The organism is Pseudoduganella sp. HUAS MS19 (genome assembly GCF_053615455.1).
Window position 1 is genome coordinate 300,809 of record NZ_CM132133.1, and the last position, 21,951, is coordinate 322,759.

The following is a 21,951-nucleotide window of genomic DNA, read 5'->3' on the forward strand; positions in this document are numbered from 1 at the left end:
CCATGAACCTGCTCCCCATCCTGATTGCCGGCCTTGCCGGCAGCGTGCATTGCGCCGGCATGTGCGGCGGCATCGTCAGCGCGTTCAGCGTTGGCGGGCCTTGCGCCGTGCCGGCACGCACGCGCGTGATCCCGATCGCGCGCGCCGGCACGGGAGAGGGGGTACCCGCAGCAGCAGGCGCTGGGGCAGGTGGCGTACCTGCCGCTGGCGCTTCCGCAATGACCGCATGGGCCGGCGCCAACGCCGCCGCGCTCGGCTACGTGCTGGCCTATAACACCGGCCGCATTGGCAGCTATATGCTGGCCGGCGCGGCCGCGGGCGGTATCGCCGGCAGCATCGCCGGCCTGGCATCGATGGCGTCGGCGCAAGCGGTTGCCTACTGGATGGCCAACCTGATGCTGGTCGCCATAGGCCTTTACCTGATGGACGCGTGGCGCGGGCTGGCCCGCCTGGAAGCGGCAGGCGGCATGCTGTGGCGCCGTGTGCAGCCGCTGGTCAAGCTGCTGCTTCCCATGGATACGCCTTTGAAGGCGCTTGCACTCGGCGGCCTGTGGGGCTGGGTACCGTGCGGCATGGTCTACAGCATGCTGCTGGCCGCCATGCTGTCCGGCTCCGCGCTGGACGGCGCGCTGGTGATGGGCGCCTTCGGCCTGGGTACGCTGCCGATGCTGCTGGCGATGGGCATGGCGGGCGCCAGGCTGCGCCAATACCTTCAGAAGCGCGCGGTGCGCATCGCCTGCGGCTTGCTGGTGCTGGCTTTCGGCGTGCTGGGACTGGCCCGCGCGGCCGGCGGCGGCCGGCATGCATGGTTCGATGCGCTTTGCCTGGCGGTGCAGCCATGATGATGAATGAGATTGCCGCCTGCTTCCATTGCGGCCAGCCGGTTGCGGCAAGCGCCAACTGGCATGTGAACATTGAAGGCGTGGAACGCGCGATGTGCTGTCCTGGCTGCGCCGCCGTCGCGCAGACCATTGTCGATATCGGCCAGACGAGCTATTACCGCGAGCGGACCGGCTTCGCTGCGCCGGCCGGGAAACCGGATGGCGCCGACGAGGCGGGTGACGCGGCAGGCACGGCGGTCCTGCTACCGGCCGCATTGGCGCTGCCTGAAGACGATCCGAACATCGTCGACGACGGCGATGCGCGTGAGACCACCCTGCTGGTGGAAGGCATCCGCTGCGCGGCCTGCGTATGGCTGATCGAGCACCGCCTGCGCCAGGTCGACGGCGTCCAGCAGGCCAACCTCAACGTTGCCACGGAAAAGCTGTTCATCCGCTGGCACAGGGGCAAAACCACGGCTGCTGCGCTGTTGGAAGCGGTGCGCAGCATCGGCTACAACGCCTGGCCCTATGACACCACCCGCCACGACGCACAGCTGCAGAAGGCCAGCCGTACGCTGGGCCGCCAGCTCTTCGTGGCGGGCCTGTCGATGATGCAGGTGATGATGTACGTGGCTCCCGAATACATGGCCGGCGATGACGGTACGCTTGACGCCGGCATGGCAAGCCTGATGCGCTGGGCCAGCCTGATGCTGACGCTGCCCGCCATTGCCTACTCCGCCCAGCCCTTCCTGAAAGGCGCCTGGGCCAGCCTGAAAGCCCGCGTGCCGGGCATGGACGTGCCGGTGGCGCTGGGCATCATGGCGGCCTTCATCGGCAGCGCGGTATCGACTTTCCGCGGCTCGGGCGAGGTGTATTACGACTCGGTCACCATGTTCATTTTCCTGCTGCTGGCCAGCCGCTACCTGGAAATGGTGGCGCGCCGCAAAGCGGCCAGCGCCCTGGCGCGCCTGCGCCATGCGGTGCCGGAGATGGCGCAGCGGCTGGCCGCATGGCCAGACCTGCGCGAAGCCACCACCGTCCCCGCCAATGCGCTTGCCGCCGGTGACCATATCATCGTCAGGGGCGGCGAGGCCGTGGCTGCCGATTGCGTCGTGGTGGAAGGCAGCACGGCCGTCGACCTGTCGCTGCTGACGGGCGAGAGCGCCCCGCAGCGCAAGGCTGTCGGCGATGCCGTTCCCGGCGGCGCAGTCAATGCGGGCAGCCCGGTGGTGCTGCGCGTGGAAAAGACCGCGCGGGAAAGCACACTGGCCGGCTTGCTCAAGCTGATCGAACGCGCCGGCGGCGCCAAGCCGCGGATCGCGCAATGGGCCGACCGCACTGCGTCCTGGTTCGTGGCGGCGCTGCTGCTGTTTGCGGCAGCCAGCTTTGGCTTCTGGACCTGGCACGACGCCGCGCGTGCATGGCCGGTAGCGATTGCGGTGCTGGTAGTGTCCTGCCCCTGCGCCTTGTCGCTGGCCACGCCGTCGGCACTGGCTGCGGCGACCGACCGCTTGCTCGGCAAAGGAGCGCTGATCGTGCAACCGCATGTCCTGGAAACCCTGCATAGAGCCACGCATATCGTGTTCGACAAGACCGGCACGCTGACCGAAGGGCGGCCAACCGTGCAGAACGTCGACGCGATCGATGGGGCAAGGATGATTGGCATCCTGCGGGTGGCCGCCGCACTCGAAGCCGGCAGTGCGCACCCGATCGCGCGGGCCATCAGCAGTGCCGCTGACGCTCATGGCGCGGGCGCGGCAGGCGCCTCGGGCTTGCAGGAGCTGGCCGGCCAGGGCATGGAAGGCATGGTCAACGGTGTCCGCTATCGCCTCGGCACCGCGGCCTATGTAGCCGGCATCGCCGGCAGCCCGGCAGCGTCAACGGGCCTGGCGCCGTTCGCCGGCGCAGGCGACGCGGCGCCAATGACGGCCGTGTGGCTGGGCATGCAAGGCCGTTGGCTGGGGCGCTTCCTGGTCGCGGATGCGCTGCGGCCGGATGCACGCCGGACGGTCGAATACTTCCAGCGGCTCGGCAAGGAAGTCGTGCTGCTGAGCGGCGACCAGCAGGCGCTGGCCGCAAGCGTCGCGCGCCAGCTGGGCATCAAGGAAGCTATCGGCGACTGCCTGCCGGACGAAAAGCTGGCGTATGTGCAGGCGCTGCAGGCGCGCGGCGGCGTGGTGGCAATGGTCGGCGACGGCATCAACGATGCCGCAGTCCTGCGCGCAGCCGATGTCTCTTTCGCAATGGGCGGCGGCGCGACCCTGGCGCAGGTACATGCCGACTGCGTGCTGCTCGATGCCCGCCTGCCGCTGCTGGCGGAAACGGCCGGCAGCGCCGGCAAAACCATGCGCGTGATCCGCCAGAACCTGGCCTGGGCCACGCTGTACAACATAGTTGCCATTCCGGCAGCAGCCTTCGGTTTGCTGAACCCATGGCTGTCCGGCGTGGGCATGGCGGCCAGCTCCGCCTTCGTCGTTCTCAATGCGCTCCGTTTGCGCAGGGGTTAGAAAAATGGAATCGCTGTACCTTCTCATACCCGTCAGCGTCGGCCTGGTGTTCGGCGCGCTGTGGCTGTTTTTCAAGGCCTCGGACGATGGCCAGTTTGACGATCTTGTAGGCCCTGCAATGCGGGTTTTACAGGACAATGACCGGATTTGATCCACGTCATGTTTTTTTGAAGTGCTCCTCGGTAACCTTTGACATATCTCATCAAAGTGTCTGCCTGGAGAATTCAAAGTGGATCAATCACTGGACTACAACTACAAGGTCGTGAAGCAATTCGCGATCGCCACCATACTGTGGGGCGTTGTAGGCATGCTGGTCGGCGTCATCATCGCCGCCCAGCTTGCCTGGCCCGCCCTCAACCTGGACATTCCCTGGCTGACCTATGGCCGCCTGCGTCCCCTGCACACCAATGCAGTGATTTTCGCCTTCGGCATCAGCGGCCTGTTCGCCACGTCCTACTACGTGGTCCAGCGCACCTGCCAGGTCCGCCTGTTCTCCGACAAGCTGGCGGCCTTCACCTTCTGGGGCTGGCAAGCCGTGATCCTGGCTGCCGTGGTCACCCTGCCGATGGGTTTCACGCGCGGCAAGGAATACGCTGAGCTGGAATGGCCGATCTCGATCCTGATCGCCCTGGTCTGGGTGAGCTACGCGGTAGTCTTCTTCGGCACCATCATCAAGCGCAAGGTCAAGCACATCTACGTCGCCAACTGGTTTTTCGGCGGCTACATCCTGGCGGTGACCCTGCTGCACGTGGTGAACTCGATGTCCATGCCTGCCTCGCTGTTCAAGTCCTATTCCATGTACACCGGCGTGCAGGATGCCATGATCCAGTGGTGGTACGGCCACAATGCGGTCGGCTTCATCCTGACCGCCGGCTACCTGGGCATGGTGTACTACTTCATCCCGAAACAGGCCGAACGTCCCGTGTACTCCTACAAGCTGTCCATCGTGCACTTCTGGGCGCTGATCTTCACCTATATGTGGGCCGGCCCGCACCACCTGCACTACACCGCGCTGCCCGACTGGGCGCAGTCGCTGGGCATGGTGTTCTCCCTGATCCTGCTGGCGCCAAGCTGGGGCGGCATGATCAACGGCATCATGACCCTCTCCGGCGCATGGCACAAGCTGCGCACCGATCCGATCCTGAAGCTGATGATCGTGTCCCTGTCCTTCTACGGCATGGCCACCTTCGAAGGCCCGATGATGTCGATCAAGACCGTCAACGCGCTGTCGCACTACACCGACTGGGGTATCGCCCACGTTCACGGCGGCGCGCTGGGCTGGGTCGGCTTCATCACCATGGGCTCGATCTATTACCTGATCCCGCGCCTGGCCGGCCAGGACAAGATGTACTCGACCAAACTGATCGACGTGCACTTCTGGGTCGCCACCATCGGCGTCGTGCTGTACATCGCCGCCCTGTGGATCGCCGGCGTGATGCAAGGCCTGATGTGGCGCGCAGTCAACGCCGACGGCACCCTGACCTACACCTTCGTGGAAAGCGTCAAGGCCAGCTACCCGTACTACGTTGTGCGCGTGGTCGGCGGCCTGCTGTACCTGGCCGGCATGTGCGTCATGGCCTACAACGCCTGGATGACCTTGAAAGGCCGCGAAACCCCGCGTGCGCGCATCCCTGAAATGAGCCTCGCGGCGTAACGGAGCATATCGGAGCAAATGATGAAATTTTCCCATGAATGGATTGAGAAGAATCCCTGGCTGCTGATCGTCCTGGTGACGCTGGTGGTCTCGGTGGGTGGCGCAGTGGAGATCATTCCGCTGTTCTTCCAGAAGTCGACCACCGAGCCGGTGGCGGGCCTGAAGCCTTACTCCGCGCTGCGCCTGACCGGCCGCGACATCTATGTGCGCGAAGGGTGCTACACCTGCCACTCGCAGATGGTGCGCCCGTTCCGCGCCGAGACCGAGCGTTACGGCCATTACTCGGTGGCGGGCGAGTTCGTCTATGACCGCCCATTCCAGTGGGGCTCCAAGCGCACCGGTCCCGACCTGGCGCGCGTGGGCGGGCGCTACTCCGACGAGTGGCACCGCACCCACCTGAACAACCCGCGCGACGTGGTGCCGGAATCGAACATGCCCAACTACCCGTGGCTGGCCAAGACCAAGCTGAAGCCGGAGGAAGTGGTGCCGAAGATGCGCGCGCTCAAACGCATGGGCGATCCGTACACGGAAGAGGAAATCGCCGCCGCGCCGGCCGAACTGGCCAACAAGACGGAAGAGGATGCACTGGTGGCTTACCTGCAAGGCCTGGGCACCCTGATCAAGACGAGGAACTGAAATGGAAAACTTTTTTGGCAATGCGAGCAATGTGATGACGGTGGTTTCCTTCATCACCTTCCTCGGCATCGTATGGTGGGCCCAGCGCGGCAACTGGGAGGAGGCGGCCAAGCTGCCTTTCGCGGACGAGGAGAAGGACCATGGCTGATTTCACCAGCGAATTCTGGAACCTGTACGTCGTCGTCCTGACCGTCATCGGCATCGTCGGCTGCGGCGTGCTGCTGTGGTCGCAGTCGTCCGTCAAGGGTTCAGCCCTCAAATCGGTGGACGGCAAGGTCGGTACCACCGGCCATATCTGGGATGAGGACCTGACCGAGCTGAATACGCCGATGCCGCGCTGGTGGATGTGGCTGTTCTACCTGACGATCGCCTTCGCCATCGGCTATCTGTGGCTGTACCCGGGCCTGGGCAGCTACCAGGGCTCGCTGGGCTGGACTTCGGCCAAGGAGCACAAGGAGGAACTGGCCAAGGCCGAGAAGGACTACGGTCCGCTGTTCGACAAGTACAAGGGCCAGGACCTGAAAGCCGTAGCGGCAGACCCGCAGGCGCATGCCATCGGCGAACGCCTGTTCCTGACCTACTGCGCGCAGTGCCACGGTTCCGATGCGCGCGGCAACAAGGGCTACCCGAACCTGGCCGACAAGGACTGGCTGCACGGCGGCGATCCCGACACCATCAAGCTGACCATCATGAAAGGCCGCCACGGCGTGATGCCTGCAATGGGTGCAGCTGTGGGTTCGGAGAAGGATATCGAGAACGTGGCGCAGTACGTCCTGAGCCTGTCGGACAGCACGCACGACCCGATCAAGTCGGTCATGGGCAAGTCGAAGTTCAGCGCCTGCATGGCCTGTCACGGCGCCGGCGGCAAAGGCAACCCGATGCTGGGGGCGCCTAACCTGAGCGACAAGACCTGGCTGTACGGCGGCAGCGCCGAGAGCATCATGGAAACCATCCGCAAGGGGCGCAACAACACCATGCCGGCCTTTGAAGACTTCCTCGGCGAAGGCAAAGTGCATGTGCTGTCCGCCTACGTGTGGGGCCTGTCCAACCCTCCAGTCACAGCGATGAAGTAGCAGTAAGGTAGTCTTATGAACGCCCCCGCACCACAAGTCATCAAGATGTACGCCAAGCGCGAGGACATTTTCCCGCGCGAGGTGAAAGGCCATTACCAGAAGCTGCGCTGGATCTGCCTGGTCCTGACGCAACTGGTCTTCTATGGAGCGCCCTGGCTGCAATGGAACGGCCGCCAGGCCATCCTGTTCGACCTGATGGCGCGCAAGTTCTACATCTTTGGCCTGGTCTTGTGGCCGCAGGATTTCATCTACCTGGCGGCCATGCTGATCGCCTGTGCCTGGGGCCTGTTCCTGGTCACGGCGGTCGCGGGCCGCGTATGGTGCGGCTTCTCATGCCCGCAAACGGTCTACACCGAGATGTTCCTGTGGATCGAGCGCAGGTTCGAAGGTCCGCGCAGCGCGCAGATGCGCCTTGCGAAAGAGCCGATGTCGTTCAACAAAGCCTGGCGCAAGGGCGGCAAGCATCTTGCCTGGGCGCTGCTGGCCTTGTGGACCGGTTTCACCTTTGTCAGCTATTTCTCGCCCCTGCACAATCTCGCCAGGGAAGCGCAGACGTTCAACTTCGGCCCATGGGAAACCTTCTGGGTGCTGTTCTACAGCCTTGCCACCTACGGCAATGCCGGCTGGCTGCGCGAACAGGTGTGCAAGTACATGTGCCCGTACGCCCGTTTCCAGAGCGCGATGTTCGACCGCGACACGCTGATCATCACCTACGATGAAAAGCGCGGCGAACCGCGCGGCCCGAAATCGGATGGCTCTTGCATCGACTGCTCGCTGTGCGTGCAGGTCTGCCCGACCGGCATCGATATCCGCAAGGGCCTGCAGTACGAATGCATCGGCTGCGCCGCCTGCATCGACGCCTGCGACATCGTGATGGACAAGATCGGGCAGCCACGCGGCCTGATCCGCTACAGCACCGACCGCGCCATGGCGCATGGCTTGAGCTCAAAAGAGATCCGCAAACGCGTGATGCGCCCGCGCGTGCTGTTGTACACCGGCGGCCTGTTGCTGTTCATCGTGGCGGTGTTCACCACCCTGGCATTGCGCACGCCGCTGAAGATGGACGTGATCCGCGACCGCGGCTCGATGGGGCGCGAAGTGGAGAACGGCATGATCGAGAACGTGTACCGCCTGCAGATCATGAACACCACCGAGCAAAGCCATACCTACCGCATCCGCGCCAGCGGCATCGATACGCTGCAGGTGGCCGTGCCGGACACCGTGGAAGTGGGCCCGACCGAGACCCGCGCTGTGCCGATCCGGCTGCGCGTGGATCACGGCAAGGGCGAAACCGGTTCCAACAAGATTGCGGTCGAGCTGACGGCATTGGATGATCCATCGCTGGCCGTCAAGGAAAAAGCGGTATTCATCGTGCCGCGTTAAGGAGAATGAAATGAATGCTGCCGCCGCCCCCACCGACGCTGCCCCCTGGTACGCCCACCGCTGGCCATGGCTGCTGATGCTCGGCCCTGCCGTTGTAGCGGTGGCAGGCATCGCCACCAGCTATGTCGCTTTCACCAGCCAAGATGCGCTGGTGGTAGGCGACTATTACAAGCAAGGCAAGGCGATCAACCAGGACCTGCGCCGCGACCGCGCTGCCGCCGCCCTCGGGCTGTCGATCGACCTGCGCTACGACGCGGCAGAAGGCCTGCTGCACGGCCATGTCGGCAGCGCCAAGCCGCTGGCGGACGAAACGCTGTCGGTGCGCCTGCAGCATGCGACCCAGCCCGATCGCGATATGGTCCTGATGGCCCGGCCGGGCGCGGATGGCAATTTCACCGTCGCCCTGCCGATGCTGGAGCGCTCGCGCTGGCAGGTGCTGGTCGAAGGCAAGCAGCGCGACTGGCGCCTGGAAGGCGCCTGGCAATGGCCGGCCGAGCGCGAAATAGCGATCCGCGCCGATGCAGCCGCGGCGCCCGGCGCGGCACGCTAAGCGACCAGGTATTCGCGCGCCAGCGCACGCGCCCGATGCAGGCGGCTCTTGGTGGCCGCCGTCGTCAGCCCCAGTTCCTGCGCAATCTCCGCAATGCTCAATTCCTCGAAATCGCGCAGCAATACGATTTGCAGGTAGTCGCGCGGCAGCGACTCCAGCGCCTGCACCAGTTCCGTGCGCAAGCTGGCGTCATCGTGCGCTGCCAGCCACTGCTCGGCGCGCACCTCGTCATACGGATCGTAGTTGAAGGCGCGGCGACCCAGACGCCGGCACTCGCGCTGCACCACCTTGAACAGCCAGCCGGAGAACGCCGCCAGCACCTTGAGCGAAGACAGCCGGCGCGACATCACCAGCAGCACCTCCTGCACCGCGTCGTCCACATCGCTGATCAGGCAGTTGCGCTGCGCATAGCGGCGGATATCCGGCTGGCATACCGCCAGCAGCTTGGCCAGCGCCTGCGGATCGCCGCCGTGGGCGGCCCGCAGCACCGGCTGGTGCTGTTCAAGAAGTGCCATTTACCGTTTCGCCTTATCCAGTTTGCGGCCAAGCATGGCGCAGGCCGGGCAGAAGCCAAACAGACCTGACAGCACGATGCCCGCCGCCGACAGCGCCACCACGGTGCCCCACAGGCCGCCCAGGGCCAGCACACTCCAGGCCACCACGGCCAGTCCGACAATCATGCGCAAGGCACGCTCCCAAGTTGGTACATTTTTAACATAGAACATTTTGCACTCCTTTTCGCAGTTGGAGGGAAATTCCTCACCTGCCAAGAGGAGTCGATTCGTCATTTGGATTCGCGGTTACAAAAATAAATTACACTAGCCAGCAGCCCCCTCGCCCAAAGGACGTCAATGAAGCCTCTCGGGATCAATGTGAAGGTCGCACTTGCCACCAGCATCACGTCCATCGTGATGATCGCGGTGGTAACCGTGTTGCAGGCGCAACGCCTGCGCGAAGACTTCACCAAGGTGCTCTTTGCGCAGCAGGATGCCCTGATCACCCGCACGGCCGAGGACCTGGACGACAAGCTGACCGCCCTGCTGGACGTGATCGTACAGTCGGCGCGCAAGCAGCCGCCCAGCCTGATGGACGATCCAGCCGCCCTGCGCAACTGGTACGAGGAGCGCGCCATGTTGTCGATGTTCGACGACGTCATCGTGATCGATGGCTCCGGCAACGTGGTGGCCGACGTGCCGCGCATCGAGGGCAGGGCAAAGGTTTCCGTGGCCGACCGCGAATACTTCAAGAAGGTGCTTGAAACCCGCAAGCCGATGATTGCGGGCCCGATCAGGAGCCGCGTCAGCGGCCAGCCCATCGTGCAGATGGTGGCGCCTATCCTGAATGACCGCGGCAAGGTGGTCGGCGTACTGGCCGGCGTGCTGCGGCTGTACAAGGACAATATGCTGGGCCACCTGCGCACCGCCAAAGTCGGCAAGACCGGCTACTACTTCGCCGTGACGCTGGACGAGCCGTCGATCTACGTGGTGCACCCCGACGCCAGCCGCATACTGCAGCCGCGGGCAGCCAATTCCAACCCCGCCACTACCAGCGCCATGAGGAATGGTTTCGAGGGCACGGTGCTGAGCACCAGTGCCGCCGGTGTGCCGGGCGTGAGCAGCTATCGGCGGCTGAAATCCACCGACTGGCTGCTTGCATCCATATTGCCGGTGCAAGAGGCGTACGAGCCTTTCGAAGGCGTGCAGGTACACTTGCTGGCCTGGGGCCTGGGCGCGTCCGTGATTTCCGCGCTGCTGATCGGCTGGATCACGCTGCACCTGCTGGCGCCTGTGGCCAGGCTGCGCAACGCGATCCAGGACCTGCGCGCGACGCCCGGCAAGTTCACCCCGATTCCCGTCACCCGGAAGGATGAAATCGGCGAGCTGACGGAAGCGTTCAATAGCCTGATGCAGGAACGGCAGGCGGCCGAGGCCCACTCGCAAACCCTGATGGCGGAGGCCGACCTGCGCGCCGCGGAACTGGAGCAGGAACGCGACCGCGCCGAAGCGGCCAATCGCGCCAAGAGCGATTTCGTGGCCAATATGAGCCATGAGATCCGCACGCCGATGAATGCGGTGCTGGGCATGGTGTATTTGCTGGGGAATACCTCCCTCAGCGCGCAGCAGCGCAAGTACCTGACCATGATCCGCACCTCGGGCCAGTCTTTGCTGGGCATCCTGAACGACGTACTGGATTTTTCCAAGATCGAGGCGCGCCGCATGGAACTGGCGCCGATCGACTTCGACCTGGACGAAGCGATGGCGACCCTGGCCACCACCATGACCATGAATGCAGGCGACAAGGAGCTGGAGCTTGCCATCGTGGTGGCACCGGACGTGCCAACCCTGCTGCATGGTGACGCACTGCGGCTGCAGCAGATCCTGACCAACCTGGCCAGCAATGCAATCAAGTTTACCGAGCAGGGCGAAGTGGTGGTGTCGGTGCGGACGGCAGTGCGGGTGGCCGACCGCGTGCTGCTGTGCTTTGAGGTGCGCGACACCGGCATCGGCATGACCGAGCAGCAGACCACGCAGTTGTTCAATGCCTTCTCACAGGGCGACGAAAGCATCACGCGCCGCTTTGGCGGCACCGGCCTGGGCCTGGCCATCACCCGCCGCCTGGTGGAGCTGATGGGCGGACAGGTGCAACTCCAGACCATTCCAGGCGATGGCAGCAACTTCTCCTTCGAACTGTGGTTCGGCGTGCTGCCGGAACGCGCCGAGGCCCGCCGCCTGCCGGCCATCGGCCCATTGAACGTACTGGTGGCGGACGACAACAGCACCAGCCGCACCATGATCGTCCAGTTGCTGCGTGCCTGGGGATGGGACGCGGACGAGGCCGGCTCGGGCGAAGCGGCGCTGCAACGCTTCCGCGAGCAACTGGCCGGTCCGCATCCATACGACGTGGTGCTGACCGACTGGCATATGCCGGGGTCGGACGGTTACGCCTCGGCGCGCGAGATACGGCGCGCAGCCGAAGGCCACCGCCAGCCCATCGTCGTCACCATCAATGCCTTCGCACGTGCCCAGGTCGACGACATCGCCAGCACGCCGGAAGCGGACGTGGTGCTGGTCAAGCCAATCACCGCATCCAGCCTGTTCGATGCCATGCACCAGGCGTTGGCGGCGACCGGGGGCGGCGAGGAAGTTTCGGCGTCCGCTTCCGCCCTCGGTAACCGCCTGCGCGGCGTGCATTTCCTGCTGGTGGAAGACAACCTGCTGAACCAGGCGGTGGCGCGCGGCATCCTGGAGCTTGCCGGCGCCACGCTTGACGTGGCCGGCGACGGCCAGCAGGCTGTGGATACCCTGCGCACCAGCGCCAGCCGCTATGACATCGTGCTGATGGATATGCAGATGCCGGTGCTCGATGGCTTCAGTGCCACGCGCATGATCCGCGATGAACTGCAACTGGACCTGCCGGTGATTGCGATGACCGCCGGCGTGCTTGCATCCGAACGCCATCGCTGCTCCGAGGCCGGCATCACCGACTTCATCGCCAAGCCGGTGGTCGTCGAGGAAATGATGGCGGTTATCGAGCGCAACCTGCGCAGGTCGCCGGAGCATGCGTCCGCCGTGAACGGTGCCGCCTGCGCACCCGCCGAGCAGGCGCCGTCGGAACAGGTGTTCAGCATGGACAGCCTGATGCGCGTGATGGGCAAGGACCAGAAGGGCCGGGCGGTAATGTTCAAGATGGTGCGCGGTGCACTGGAAGGCGGTCTGCAACCAATGGATGATGCCGAGGCCGCAGTGCGCGCGGGCCGGCCCGGCGAGGCGGCGCGTATCCTGCATGGTTTGCGCGGCGCCGTCGGCGTGCTGGGCGCGAAGCGGCTGGTGAAGGCCACGCTGGATGCGGAATCGGCAATCCGTGTCGGCAATCCGGACAGCCTGCCGTCCATGCTCGCTGCCGTGCGCTACGAGCTGGAGCAAGTCCTGGCGCACGGACGCCGCTGGCTGGAGCAGGAGGAGCGCTAGTTTTCGCGCCGGTTCAGGTAAGCGCCCGCGGCCAGGCCGACACCGAAGGCTGCGTACACCATCAACAGCGAGGGCCGCGACAGGCGCTCCTCGAAGCCCGGCCGCAGCCGGTGCGGCGTCAACTGGTAGTCCGTGAAGCAGGCGACCGCGGTGGCCGCTGCCGCCACGGTGGCGGTGGTTGCAGCTTCCTTCTTGTCGAGCGTATTGCAGCAGGACTTTTCAAACAGGGTTGCCCAGAACATCGAAGCCCCATGGTGTATCAGGTAGCCCACCAGCGTGTGCTTGAGCGAGGGCTGGTCGACGCGCGTCGCCTTGTCGCCCCAGAACCAGTGGCTGACGGCATTTACCCCCGCGAACATGCTGCCGGTCTCGCGCTTGCCGCAGGCCGCCAGCGCCGCCGTCGAGGCAAGGCTGGCCAATGCGCCGGGCAATACACTGTGCTTGAGCGCTCTGCTCCAAGTGTCCATGGCGGTTCTCCCTTTTCGTGTAATGTCCGATGACGGGAGGAGGAGCCAATGCGGGTGCTGCTGACCGGTGCTACTGGATTCATCGGGTCGCATGTTGCGGCGGCCTTGCTGGCGCGCGGTCATGAAGTCATTGCTGCCGGGCGGCATCCCGGCCGCGATCCTCGCATGGGCTTTGTTCCTGCCGACTTTGCCCACGATACCGAAAAAGCTGCGTGGGCGGCGCGCCTCAAGAGCATGGATGTCGTGGTGAACGCCGTCGGGATATTTCGCCCGCAGGGCGAGGCGTCGTTTGCGGCTGTGCATGATGCGGCGCCGCGCGCCTTGTTTGCGGCCTGCGCGGAAGCTGGCGTGCGGTATGTGGTGCAGGTCTCGGCCCTGGGCGCGGATGCCGGCGCACGGTCGGCGTTTCATGCAAGCAAGAAAGCGGCGGATGAGGCGCTGGCGTCCTTGCCGCTTGACGGATGCATCGTACTGCCATCGCTGGTCTATGGCGCGGATGGCGCCAGTGCCAGGATGTTTCGCATGATGGCGACCATGCCGTTTGCAGTGCAGCTGGGCAGCGCGCCGCAGATGGTGCAGCCGGTGCACATCGACGACGTCACGGCCGCCATCCTCGCCCTCGTCGAGCAAGGCGGGGCGGCGGCCAACCGGCGCACGGAAGGCAGCACTCCTGGCGAAGCGGGCGCGGACGATGGCGCGGACGGCGCTGGGGTGCGGCGTTTGGCGCTGGTTGGACCGGATGCGATGGCATTTGTGGACTATTTGCGCGCCCTGAGGGTGGCGATGGGGCTGGGCGACTGGCGCCTGCCGGTGCTGCGGCTGCCGGACGGGGTAGCACGTGGCCTGGCGCGGGCCGGTGGGATGCTGCCGGGCAGTCCGCTGGACCGCGACGCGCTGGACATGCTGGCGCGCGGAAATACCGCCGACGCCAGGCCGCTGGCCGCGCTGCTGGGTCGCCAGCCACGTGCGGTAGGCGACTTTGTCGCGCAGCCAGCGGCAACGCGCACCCAGGCACAACTCGGCTGGCTGCTCCCCTTGCTGCGCCTGAGCATCGCCGCCGTGTGGATCTGGACCGCCATCGTATCGGCCGGCCTGTACCCGGCCGCCGACAGCTACGCGCTGCTGACCCGCACCGGTGTGCCGCCGATGCTGGCCCCCCTGATGCTTTACGGCGCATGCGCACTCGACCTGGCCTTCGGCGTGGCAACGCTGGCGTGGCCGCGCAGGAGCCGCCGCTGGCTATGGCTCGCGCAGATCGCCCTGATCGCCTTTTACAGCATCGTCATTGCCTGGCGCCTGCCCGAATTCCTGCTCCACCCCTACGGCCCAATCAGCAAGAACCTGCCCATGCTGGCCGCCCTGTGGATGCTCTACGAACTGGAGAAGCCCTCATGGAATACCTGATCGTGAAATGGCTGCACATCCTCTCTTCGACCCTGCTGTTCGGCACCGGCATCGGCTCCGCCTGGTACCTGCTGTTCGCAGTGATCAGCAAGAACGTCCAGGCCATCGCCGTCGTCACCCGCATCCTGGTCATCGCCGACTGGCTGTTCACAGGCGTCACCATGATCGCCCAGCTGGTGACCGGTTTCTACCTGATCCACCTCGCCGGATATCCGCTGGAGACGCCGTGGATCAGGTGGTCCATCGTGCTGTACGTAGTTGCCCTGCTTTGCTGGCTGCCTGTCGTCTGGCTGCAGGTGAAGATGCGCGACATGGCCGCCGAATCGATGCGGCAAGCCGCACCGCTGCCGGCGCGGTTCTGGCGCTACTTCCGCGCCTGGGTAGTGCTTGGGATTCCGGCATTTTTCGCCTTCATCGCCGTGTTCTACTTGATGGTCGTGAAACCGGCCTGGGGATGAATCACCTCGCCCCGCTCCAGCATGGCGACGAAGTCGCTGATCCGCCTGGCCCGCGTCTCCGCGCGCTTTGCCTGGTGCGTGCGGAACAGGATCGCATAGCGGTTCTGCGAGCTGAGGGCGGCGAAGTTGGCGCGCCCCTTTGCGCTTGCATCCAGCGCCGCCTGCAAGTCGGGCGGCACTTCCGCTGCGCTCCACGAGTCATACGCCGCCTGCCAGCGGCCATCCAGCTTCGCCCGTTCAACCTCGGCCAGGCCGGCTGGCTGCATCAGCCCCTTCCCGACCAGCACAGCCACCTTGTCCCGGTTGATCTTCGACCAGATGCTGCGCTTTGCGCGCGGAGTGAATTTTTGCAGCCAGTATTGCTCGTCGATGCTCTTCTTCTGCCCGTCGATCCAGCCGAAACACAGCGCCGCATCGAGCGCTTCCGGGTACTGCACCGACGTTTCAGGCGCATCCTTCTTGGCGATCTTCATCCACACGCCGGGCGAGCTGGCGTGCTGCTTCTGCAGCCAGCTCCACCATGCCTTGCCCGTAGCGAACAGGCGCTGTTCCAGTTCAGGTTTACCGCTCATAGCTTGACCTTTCGTGCGACTTCGACAAATGCCTTTGCTGCGGGCGAGGCCTGGGCCAGGTTGCGCAGCGCCAGCCCGACCCGGCGCCGCACCGGCGGCGAGAACGGCCGCACGGCGATATTCGGGTGGGACGCCGCCAGGTCGACCGGCAGCGCCAGTTCCGCCATGCCGGACACGCCATCGCCACGCCCCACCATACCCAGCACCGTCAGCACCTGCGACATGCGGTAGCGCACTTGCGGGCACAGGCCCTGTGCCGCAAACAGCGGTTCGATCAGGGTGGAGCAGCCGGCATCGGGCATGATAAAGGGCTCGTTCGCCAGGTCGTGCGCGCTGACGGACTTCCGGGAGGCCAGCTTATGGCCGGCAGGCAGCAGCGCCACCATCTGGTCTTCCACCAGATCCACGGTGTCAAAGCGGTCGTCGGGCTGCTGGATAAAGCCGATATCGACACGGCGGTCGAGAATCCATTGCAGGGTGTCGTCATCGGTGCCCTCGTCGATGCGCACTTCGATGCCGGGGTAGCGCTGCTGGAAAACGTCGAGGATGGCGGGGATCAGCTTGAGCGATGAGGTGGGGCCGAAGGAACCGATGCGCAGCAGCCCTTGATTCAGGCCGCTGGCCGCAGCCACTTCCTGCCGCATCGATTCCGCCAGGCCCAGGATTTCCCGCGCCCGCACCAGCAGGCGCTGGCCCAGCTCCGTCACGTCCGCGCTTGCGCCCTGGCGCTCGATCAACTGCACGCCCAGCTCCTGCTCCAGCGACTTGATGGCGTGGGAGATGGCGGACTGGCTCACGCCCAGCCGCATGGCGGCGGCGGTGAACCCGCGCAATTCGGCCACCAGGGCAAATATTTCGAGCTGCGTGAATGTCATGAGCTTTTCCTCATTTCTCTATGAGTAAGGATTAGCATTAATGTATAACCTCCTTCACTGACACGCAAGGCCCATTGCCATGATCTACCTGAAACTGATCGCCTGCACCCTGATCTGGGGCGGCACCTTCATCGCCGGCCATATTGTCTCGAATGCACTGCCGCCGCTGACGGCAGCCTCCATCCGTTTCTCGATTGCGGCCGCGCTGCTGCTGCTGCTGGCCTGGAAGCGCGAAGGCGGCCTGCCGAAACTCTCGATGCAGCAGCTGGGGGCTACGGCGGCCCTGGGCCTGACCGGTATTTTGCTGTACAACTTCTGCTTCTTCTCCGCGCTGGGCAAGCTGGAAGCCAGCCGCTCGGCACTGTTCATCGCGATGAACCCGATCGTGACCGCGCTGGCCGCGGCAGCCGTGCTGCGCGAACGCCTGAACTGGCAGAAATGGGCCGGTATCGGCATCGCCTTCGTCGGCGCCGCCGTGCTGATTACGCGCGGCGAGCCGATGGCTGCGCTGCAGGACATCAGCCAGTCGATCGGCGTTGGCGAGCTGATGATGCTTGGCGCCGCCTCGTGCTGGGCGGCGTACACCCTGGTCGGCCGCTCGGCGCTGAAAGGCCTGTCGCCGATCGCCGCCACCACGTACGCCTCGCTGTGGGGCCTGGGATTTCTGCTGATTACCGCTTCGCGCGAACTGCCGGACGTGGCCTGGGCCTCGCTGGGCTGGCAGGTCTGGGCTTCTGTCACCTACCTGGGCGCCTTCGGCACCGTAGTGGCTTTCGTGTGGTGGTACGAGGGCGTGAAAGTCCTTGGCCCGGCACGCACGGCGGTATTCAACAACCTGGTGCCGGTGTTCGGGGTATCGCTCGCTGCGCTGATGCTGGGCGAGCAGGTGATGGCTTCGATGATTGCCGGCGGCCTGCTGGTAGCCACCGGCGTGACCATCACCAACCGTTAAGCGTAGCGCAGCACGTCGGTCAGCGGGCGGCGCGGCTTTTGGGGCCAGTTGCCCTGGGCCGCGTGGCCGACGGCCACCAGCATTACCGGTACTTCATTGGCGCCCAGGCCGAAGGCGGCGTGCACGGCTTGCGCATCGAAGCCGGTCATGGCGCAGCTGGACAGGCCCATGCCTTCGGCGGCGAGGATCATGGTCATCGCCGCCAAGGAGGCGGAACGCAGGGCTTCGTCGCGCTGGGCGCGCTCATCGCCATCCATCGAGCCCTGCGCCATGCGGGTCCAACTGTCGACGACGGGCTGGATAAGTATGCCTTTATCCACAGCCGGTTTCAGCGCGGCGGCTACCTGGTCCTGCGCCTTGAGGGTGCCGCTGATGATGAAGGTGACCGGCGCATCCACAACTTTCTGCTGGCCGAAGGACAGTTCGCGCAATTTTTCCCGCGCTTGCTGCGAACGCACGGCGACGAACTGCCAGTTCTGCACGTTGTAGGCGGAAGGCGCCAGCGTTGCCAGGCGCGCCAGCTCCGCCACCTGCTCGTCGCTGACCGGCGCCGACGGATCGAAATAGTTGGCGGAAACGCGGGATTCGATCAGGTCCTTGATTGGCTTATCCATTTTATTTGGCCTCCTGCAGCTTGAGTTGAAGGGTCAGTACGCTGCCCAGCACCACCGCCAGGCCGATCATTGCGGTGCCGCCGAGCTTCTGGCCGAGCAGGATCCAGCCCAGGACCACCGCAGTCGCGGGGCTCAGCAAGCCAAGCGAGGACACGGCGACCGGCGACAGGCGGCTCAGGCCACGGAACCAGAGCAGGTAAGCCACCAGCGCGCCCACGAACGTCAGGTAGGCATAGCCCAGCAGTTCGCTGGCAGCCAGCGAGGCGGGCAGCGGCGGGTCGGCCAGCAGCGCCAACGGCGCGAGCATCAGGCCGCCGAGCAGCAGCTGCCAGCCGGCCAGTTCGACCACGGGCAGCTCCGTTTTCCAGCGGCGCGCCAGCCAGGTGCCGACGGCCATGCTCAGGGCGCCGGCCAGGGCCGCGCTGACCCCCAGGGCATCCCAGCGGGCGGACGGCGACAGCAGCAGGGCGGCCATGCCCGCTACGCCCACCGCCGCCGCGCCCAGCGCGGCCCACTGCGGACGGCGCCCATCCCAGCCCCAGGCCAGGCCCATGATCACGATCGGCTGGATGGCGCCCAGCACGGCGGCCAGGCCGCCCGGCAAGCGGTAAGCGGCAACGAACAGCAAGGCCTGGAAAGCGCCGATATTCAGCGCGGCCAGTACGGCGACACGCCACCACAGGTGGCGGGCCAGCATGCGGCCGGCGAACAGCACCAGCAGCAGGCCGGCCGGCAGGGCGCGTACGGCAGCGGCGGTGAAGGGGCGCCCGGCGGGCAGGACTTCGGTGGCAACGATATAGGTCGAACCCCAGATGACGGGTGCCAGCGCGGTGATCGCGGTATCGGCTAAGGGAAATTTTTTCATGGCTGCAAAATTATCTTGAAATCGAGATAAATCGAAGTATAGCCGAAATTATCTTGATTTCGAGATAAATTGTTATAATCGCCCCGATAGCTAACCTGGAGACGGCTGTGGATAAAGTGGATTTGATCCTGGAGCAATGGGCACGCGAGATGCCCGCCCTGGATGTGGGACCGATGGGCGTGATTGGGCGCCTGAACCGCTGCGCGGCCCTGATGCGGCGCCGCCTCGATGCGACGTTCGAGCAGTTCGGGCTCAGTAACTGGGAGTTCGACGTGCTGGCGACGTTGCGCCGTTCCGGCGCGCCTCACCAGCTGGCGCCAACCGCCCTGTTTTCGCAGCTGATGGTCACCTCGGGCACGATGACGCACCGCCTGCAAAGGCTGGAGGCGCAAGGCTGGGTAAGCCGCGCGCCGAATCCGGCCGATGCGCGCAGCCTGCTGGTGCAGCTCAGCCCTGCGGGGCTGGAGCTGATCGAACGCGCCGTGGCGGCGCACGTCGACAATGAGAAGAACATCATGGCCCCGTTCGGGGCCACGGAAACGACCGCGCTGGATACGCAGCTGCGCAAGCTGCTCGCTATGCTGGAGCCTGGGCAGGAGCCTTGAAGGCGTTGACCTGGGCGCCAATCCGCGCGCCCATTGCCTCACCCAGCGCTTGCAGGCCGCTCAGCGGGCGAACCATCACCTCGAAGTCGACGATCTTGCCCGCATCGTTGAAGCGGATGAAATCGATGCCCTTGAGCTGCTTGTCCCCGACATGGGCGCTGAATTCCAGCACCACGCTCAGGCCGTCGTCAGTCGCCAGCTGGCGGTGGTAGGCGAAGTCCTCGAACACCTGGTAGGCGGTGTTCAGCACCAGCACCACCGCCTGCTGGCTCGCGTAAGGCTTGTTCGCAACCGGCGAACGGAACACCGCATCCGCATCGACGATGGAGGGCAGGGTAGACAAATCACCGCCGGCGACCATCTTGTGCCAGCGTTCGAGCGATTCCGCAACGGCCGGTTGAAGCTGCATGGGCTTACTCCTTAAATGGCGGCAGCCAGTCGGGTGCCTTGGTTGATAGCGCGTTTCGCATCCAGTTCGGCAGCAACGTCGGCGCCGCCGATCAGGTGTACTTTGCAGCCCGCATCGAGCAGGCCTTGCTGCAGTTCGCGCAGCGGCTCCTGGCCGGCGCAAACAATCACATTATCCACAGGCAGCACGTGCTGCTGGCCTTCCACGGTGACGTGCAGGCCGGCATCATCGATGCGGTCGTAGCTGACACCCGACTGCATATTGACACGCTTTGCCTTCAGGCCGGTGCGGTGGATCCAGCCGGTGGTCTTGCCCAGGCCATCGCCAACCTTGCTGGTCTTGCGCTGCAGCAGGTGAACCTGGCGCGGCGCAGCTTCCACCGCCGGGGCGCGCAGGCCGCCGCGGTCCTTGTAGCCATTGTCGATGCCCCACTCGGCGTAGAACTTCTCCGGTACCAGGCTGGCGCTCTTGCCTTCGTGAGTCAGGTATTCGGAAACGTCGAAACCGATGCCGCCGGCGCCAATTACAGCCACGTTCTTGCCGACCGGTGCGCCGTCGCGCAGCACTTGCAGGTAGCCCAGCGCCTTCGGGTGGCCGATGCCATCGATGGCCGGGGTGCGCGGGGTGACCCCGGTTGCCAGCACCACGTCGTCATAACCGCCCGCCGCCAGTCCGGCCGCGTCGACGCGGGTATTCAGGTGCAGCTTGACGCCGGTCAGCTCGATCTGGCGGCCGAAGTAGCGCAGGGTTTCGTTGAATTCTTCCTTGCCCGGCACCTTCTTCGCCACATTGAACTGGCCGCCGATTTCGCTGCCGGCGTCGAACAGGGTGACGTCATGGCCGCGCGCAGCGGCGGTGGTGGCGAAGCTCAGGCCCGCAGGTCCGGCGCCGACCACGGCAATGCGCTTGGCTTGCTGCGCCGGGGCGATCACCAGTTCGGTCTCATGGCAGGCACGCGGATTCACCAGGCAGGAAGTGATCTTGCCGGAGAAAGTGTGGTCCAGGCAGGCCTGGTTGCAGCCGATGCAGGTGTTGATTTCGTCGGCGCGGTCTTCGCGCGCTTTCTGCATGAAGAAGGCGTCGGCCAGGAAGGGGCGCGCCATCGACACCATGTTCGCCGCGCCGTCGGCCAGGATGCCTTCGGCCACTTCCGGCGTGTTGATGCGGTTGGTGGCCACCAGGGGGATGCCGACCTTGCCCATCAGGTTCTTCGTGACCCAGGCGAATCCGGCGCGCGGCACCTTGGTCGCGATGGTCGGGATGCGCGCCTCATGCCAGCCGATGCCGGTGTTGAGGATGGTGGCGCCGGCCTGTTCGACTGCCTGCGCCAGTTGCACCACTTCCTCCAGCGTGGAACCGCCTTCCACCAGGTCCAGCATGGACAGGCGGTAGATGATGATGAAGTCCTTGCCCACGCGCTCGCGCACGCGGCGCACGATTTCGACCGGGAAGCGCATGCGGTTTTCGTAGCTGCCGCCCCATTCGTCGGTACGCTGGTTGGTACGGGCCGCGATGAATTCGTTGATCAGGTAGCCTTCGGAACCCATGATCTCCACACCGTCGTAGCCGGCTTCGCGCGCCAGCACGGCGCACTGGGCGTAATCCTCGATGGTGGCCACCACTTCTTCGGTGGCCAGCTCGTGCGGGGTGAACTGGTTGATCGGCGCCTTGATTGCGCTCGGGCCCACCAGTTTCGGATGGTAGGCATAGCGCCCAAAGTGCAGGATCTGCATGGCGATCTTGCCGCCTTCCGCGTGCACGGCGGAGGTGACCTTGCGGTGCTGCGCCACTTCCTCGCTGGTGGTCAGCTTGGCGCCGGCCTTCCAGGGACGGCCCGCCTCGTTCGGGGCGATGCCGCCGGTAACGATCAGGCCCACTTCGCCGCGCGCACGCTCGGCGTAGAAGGCGGCCATGCGTTCAAAGCCGTCGGCCTCCTCTTCCAGGCCGACGTGCATGGAACCCATGATCACGCGGTTTTTCAGGGTGGTGAAGCCCAGGTCGAGCGGGGCGAGCAGGTGTGGGTAGCGGTTCATTGGCGTCCTCATTATGCAACTAGTTGCACAAATATAGCCCGGCTGGCGCGTCTATGCAACTAGTTGCAGAGACAGTGTGGCTTGTCCGCCTCTCGCTGCTCAGGC

At 65.2% G+C, this 21,951-nt stretch carries 23 protein-coding genes; 14 read left to right on the plus strand and 9 right to left on the minus strand.

Annotation, left to right across the window (positions count from 1 at the left end; translation table 11 throughout):
- Window positions 1-2 precede the first annotated feature (2 nt).
- The 9 genes from ACWBU6_RS01385 (at window position 3) to ACWBU6_RS01425 (ending at window position 8,624) form a co-directional block, all read left to right on the plus strand.
- Window positions 3-842, plus strand: a complete 840-nt coding sequence (locus ACWBU6_RS01385; RefSeq protein WP_452647107.1) for a sulfite exporter TauE/SafE family protein — start codon at window positions 3-5, stop codon at window positions 840-842.
- Entirely contained in the window at window positions 839-3,328 is a 2,490-nt protein-coding gene (locus ACWBU6_RS01390; RefSeq protein ID WP_452647108.1) for a heavy metal translocating P-type ATPase, read from the plus strand. Before ACWBU6_RS01385 ends, ACWBU6_RS01390 begins: the two co-directional genes overlap by 4 nt.
- 4 nt (window positions 3,329-3,332) lie before the next feature.
- On the plus strand, window positions 3,333-3,479 hold the full coding sequence (ccoS, locus tag ACWBU6_RS01395) for a cbb3-type cytochrome oxidase assembly protein CcoS (RefSeq protein WP_452647109.1): 147 nt from the start codon (window positions 3,333-3,335) through the stop codon (window positions 3,477-3,479).
- A gap of 78 nt (window positions 3,480-3,557) precedes the next feature.
- On the plus strand, window positions 3,558-4,982 hold the full coding sequence (ccoN, locus tag ACWBU6_RS01400) for a cytochrome-c oxidase, cbb3-type subunit I (RefSeq protein ID WP_452647110.1): 1,425 nt from the start codon (window positions 3,558-3,560) through the stop codon (window positions 4,980-4,982).
- Window positions 4,983-5,003: 21 nt separating this feature from the next.
- Window positions 5,004-5,618 (plus strand): cytochrome-c oxidase, cbb3-type subunit II, encoded by a 615-nt coding sequence (gene ccoO, locus ACWBU6_RS01405; protein WP_452649641.1) that lies wholly within the window; start codon window positions 5,004-5,006, stop codon window positions 5,616-5,618.
- 1 nt (window position 5,619) lies between these two features.
- Window positions 5,620-5,766, plus strand: a complete 147-nt coding sequence (locus ACWBU6_RS01410; protein WP_452647111.1) for a cbb3-type cytochrome oxidase subunit 3 — start codon at window positions 5,620-5,622, stop codon at window positions 5,764-5,766.
- Window positions 5,759-6,691, plus strand: a complete 933-nt coding sequence (gene ccoP / locus ACWBU6_RS01415) for a cytochrome-c oxidase, cbb3-type subunit III (protein WP_452647112.1) — start codon at window positions 5,759-5,761, stop codon at window positions 6,689-6,691. Before ACWBU6_RS01410 ends, ccoP begins: the two co-directional genes overlap by 8 nt.
- Window positions 6,692-6,706: 15 nt before the next feature.
- Window positions 6,707-8,074, plus strand: coding sequence for a cytochrome c oxidase accessory protein CcoG (gene ccoG, locus ACWBU6_RS01420; protein WP_452647113.1), 1,368 nt, complete (start codon window positions 6,707-6,709; stop codon window positions 8,072-8,074).
- A 10-nt stretch (window positions 8,075-8,084) separates the two neighbouring features.
- Window positions 8,085-8,624, plus strand: a complete 540-nt coding sequence (locus tag ACWBU6_RS01425) for a FixH family protein (protein WP_452647114.1) — start codon at window positions 8,085-8,087, stop codon at window positions 8,622-8,624.
- Here the strand turns inward: ACWBU6_RS01425 and ACWBU6_RS01430 are convergent.
- The gene (locus ACWBU6_RS01430; RefSeq protein WP_452647115.1) at window positions 8,621-9,139 is read right to left on the minus strand and encodes an RNA polymerase sigma factor; all 519 of its coding nucleotides are present in this window, start codon (window positions 9,137-9,139) and stop codon (window positions 8,621-8,623) included. The genes ACWBU6_RS01425 and ACWBU6_RS01430 overlap by 4 nt on opposite strands.
- Window positions 9,140-9,349 (minus strand): YgaP family membrane protein, encoded by a 210-nt coding sequence (locus tag ACWBU6_RS01435; RefSeq protein ID WP_452647116.1) that lies wholly within the window; start codon window positions 9,347-9,349, stop codon window positions 9,140-9,142.
- A 126-nt stretch (window positions 9,350-9,475) separates the two neighbouring features.
- On the opposite strand from ACWBU6_RS01435, the gene ACWBU6_RS01440 reads away from it, so the two are divergent.
- Window positions 9,476-12,592, plus strand: a complete 3,117-nt coding sequence (locus ACWBU6_RS01440) for a response regulator (protein WP_452647117.1) — start codon at window positions 9,476-9,478, stop codon at window positions 12,590-12,592.
- On the opposite strand, the gene ACWBU6_RS01445 is transcribed toward ACWBU6_RS01440, so the two are convergent.
- A complete protein-coding gene (locus ACWBU6_RS01445) occupies window positions 12,589-13,059 on the minus strand; it encodes a hypothetical protein (RefSeq protein WP_452647118.1) in 471 nt (156 codons plus the stop codon). The two genes, ACWBU6_RS01440 and ACWBU6_RS01445, sit on opposite strands and share 4 nt — an antisense overlap.
- Before the next feature lie 48 nt (window positions 13,060-13,107).
- Between ACWBU6_RS01445 and ACWBU6_RS01450 the strand changes: the two genes are divergently transcribed.
- The gene (locus ACWBU6_RS01450) at window positions 13,108-14,463 is read left to right on the plus strand and encodes an SDR family oxidoreductase (RefSeq protein ID WP_452647119.1); all 1,356 of its coding nucleotides are present in this window, start codon (window positions 13,108-13,110) and stop codon (window positions 14,461-14,463) included.
- Window positions 14,451-14,921, plus strand: coding sequence for a DUF2269 family protein (locus ACWBU6_RS01455; RefSeq protein WP_452647120.1), 471 nt, complete (start codon window positions 14,451-14,453; stop codon window positions 14,919-14,921). Before ACWBU6_RS01450 ends, ACWBU6_RS01455 begins: the two co-directional genes overlap by 13 nt.
- Here ACWBU6_RS01455 and ACWBU6_RS01460 read toward each other — a convergent pair.
- Window positions 14,888-15,493, minus strand: coding sequence for a YdeI/OmpD-associated family protein (locus ACWBU6_RS01460; protein WP_452647121.1), 606 nt, complete (start codon window positions 15,491-15,493; stop codon window positions 14,888-14,890). The two genes, ACWBU6_RS01455 and ACWBU6_RS01460, sit on opposite strands and share 34 nt — an antisense overlap.
- On the minus strand, window positions 15,490-16,368 hold the full coding sequence (locus tag ACWBU6_RS01465) for a LysR family transcriptional regulator (RefSeq protein WP_452647122.1): 879 nt from the start codon (window positions 16,366-16,368) through the stop codon (window positions 15,490-15,492). The genes ACWBU6_RS01460 and ACWBU6_RS01465 overlap by 4 nt, the downstream gene beginning before the upstream one ends.
- A 79-nt stretch (window positions 16,369-16,447) precedes the next feature.
- Here ACWBU6_RS01465 and ACWBU6_RS01470 point away from each other — a divergent pair, with 79 nt between their 5' ends.
- Window positions 16,448-17,320: a DMT family transporter gene (locus tag ACWBU6_RS01470; RefSeq protein ID WP_452647123.1), complete on the plus strand. Its 873-nt coding sequence runs from the start codon at window positions 16,448-16,450 to the stop codon at window positions 17,318-17,320.
- On the opposite strand, the gene ACWBU6_RS01475 is transcribed toward ACWBU6_RS01470, so the two are convergent.
- On the minus strand, window positions 17,317-17,934 hold the full coding sequence (locus ACWBU6_RS01475) for a nitroreductase family protein (RefSeq protein ID WP_452647124.1): 618 nt from the start codon (window positions 17,932-17,934) through the stop codon (window positions 17,317-17,319). The genes ACWBU6_RS01470 and ACWBU6_RS01475 overlap by 4 nt on opposite strands.
- Before the next feature lies 1 nt (window position 17,935).
- Entirely contained in the window at window positions 17,936-18,799 is an 864-nt protein-coding gene (locus tag ACWBU6_RS01480; protein ID WP_452647125.1) for an EamA family transporter, read from the minus strand.
- A 149-nt stretch (window positions 18,800-18,948) separates the two neighbouring features.
- Between ACWBU6_RS01480 and ACWBU6_RS01485 the strand changes: the two genes are divergently transcribed.
- Window positions 18,949-19,404, plus strand: coding sequence for a MarR family winged helix-turn-helix transcriptional regulator (locus ACWBU6_RS01485; protein WP_452649642.1), 456 nt, complete (start codon window positions 18,949-18,951; stop codon window positions 19,402-19,404).
- On the opposite strand, the gene ACWBU6_RS01490 is transcribed toward ACWBU6_RS01485, so the two are convergent.
- Entirely contained in the window at window positions 19,376-19,813 is a 438-nt protein-coding gene (locus ACWBU6_RS01490) for a nuclear transport factor 2 family protein (protein ID WP_452647126.1), read from the minus strand. The two genes, ACWBU6_RS01485 and ACWBU6_RS01490, sit on opposite strands and share 29 nt — an antisense overlap.
- Window positions 19,814-19,824: 11 nt before the next feature.
- On the minus strand, window positions 19,825-21,846 hold the full coding sequence (locus tag ACWBU6_RS01495) for an oxidoreductase (protein WP_452647127.1): 2,022 nt from the start codon (window positions 21,844-21,846) through the stop codon (window positions 19,825-19,827).
- Between the last annotated feature and the right edge of the window lie 105 nt (window positions 21,847-21,951).

Coding starts and splice junctions, on each gene's coding strand:
- ACWBU6_RS01470 (WP_452647123.1), top strand. CDS start 16,448: ATGATCTACCTGAAACTGATCGCCTGCACCCTGATCTGGGGCGGCACC.
- ACWBU6_RS01410 (WP_452647111.1), top strand. CDS start 5,620: ATGGAAAACTTTTTTGGCAATGCGAGCAATGTGATGACGGTGGTTTCC.
- ACWBU6_RS01385 (WP_452647107.1), top strand. CDS start 3: ATGAACCTGCTCCCCATCCTGATTGCCGGCCTTGCCGGCAGCGTGCAT.
- ACWBU6_RS01475 (WP_452647124.1), bottom strand. CDS start 17,934: ATGGATAAGCCAATCAAGGACCTGATCGAATCCCGCGTTTCCGCCAAC.
- ACWBU6_RS01445 (WP_452647118.1), bottom strand. CDS start 13,059: ATGGACACTTGGAGCAGAGCGCTCAAGCACAGTGTATTGCCCGGCGCA.
- ACWBU6_RS01490 (WP_452647126.1), bottom strand. CDS start 19,813: ATGCAGCTTCAACCGGCCGTTGCGGAATCGCTCGAACGCTGGCACAAG.
- ACWBU6_RS01480 (WP_452647125.1), bottom strand. CDS start 18,799: ATGAAAAAATTTCCCTTAGCCGATACCGCGATCACCGCGCTGGCACCC.
- ACWBU6_RS01465 (WP_452647122.1), bottom strand. CDS start 16,368: ATGACATTCACGCAGCTCGAAATATTTGCCCTGGTGGCCGAATTGCGC.
- ACWBU6_RS01430 (WP_452647115.1), bottom strand. CDS start 9,139: ATGGCACTTCTTGAACAGCACCAGCCGGTGCTGCGGGCCGCCCACGGC.
- ACWBU6_RS01440 (WP_452647117.1), top strand. CDS start 9,476: ATGAAGCCTCTCGGGATCAATGTGAAGGTCGCACTTGCCACCAGCATC.
- ccoO (WP_452649641.1), top strand. CDS start 5,004: ATGAAATTTTCCCATGAATGGATTGAGAAGAATCCCTGGCTGCTGATC.
- ccoS (WP_452647109.1), top strand. CDS start 3,333: ATGGAATCGCTGTACCTTCTCATACCCGTCAGCGTCGGCCTGGTGTTC.
- ccoG (WP_452647113.1), top strand. CDS start 6,707: ATGAACGCCCCCGCACCACAAGTCATCAAGATGTACGCCAAGCGCGAG.
- ACWBU6_RS01390 (WP_452647108.1), top strand. CDS start 839: ATGATGATGAATGAGATTGCCGCCTGCTTCCATTGCGGCCAGCCGGTT.
- ACWBU6_RS01450 (WP_452647119.1), top strand. CDS start 13,108: ATGCGGGTGCTGCTGACCGGTGCTACTGGATTCATCGGGTCGCATGTT.
- ACWBU6_RS01495 (WP_452647127.1), bottom strand. CDS start 21,846: ATGAACCGCTACCCACACCTGCTCGCCCCGCTCGACCTGGGCTTCACC.
- ACWBU6_RS01435 (WP_452647116.1), bottom strand. CDS start 9,349: ATGTTCTATGTTAAAAATGTACCAACTTGGGAGCGTGCCTTGCGCATG.
- ACWBU6_RS01485 (WP_452649642.1), top strand. CDS start 18,949: ATGCCCGCCCTGGATGTGGGACCGATGGGCGTGATTGGGCGCCTGAAC.
- ACWBU6_RS01455 (WP_452647120.1), top strand. CDS start 14,451: ATGGAATACCTGATCGTGAAATGGCTGCACATCCTCTCTTCGACCCTG.
- ACWBU6_RS01460 (WP_452647121.1), bottom strand. CDS start 15,493: ATGAGCGGTAAACCTGAACTGGAACAGCGCCTGTTCGCTACGGGCAAG.
- ACWBU6_RS01425 (WP_452647114.1), top strand. CDS start 8,085: ATGAATGCTGCCGCCGCCCCCACCGACGCTGCCCCCTGGTACGCCCAC.
- ccoP (WP_452647112.1), top strand. CDS start 5,759: ATGGCTGATTTCACCAGCGAATTCTGGAACCTGTACGTCGTCGTCCTG.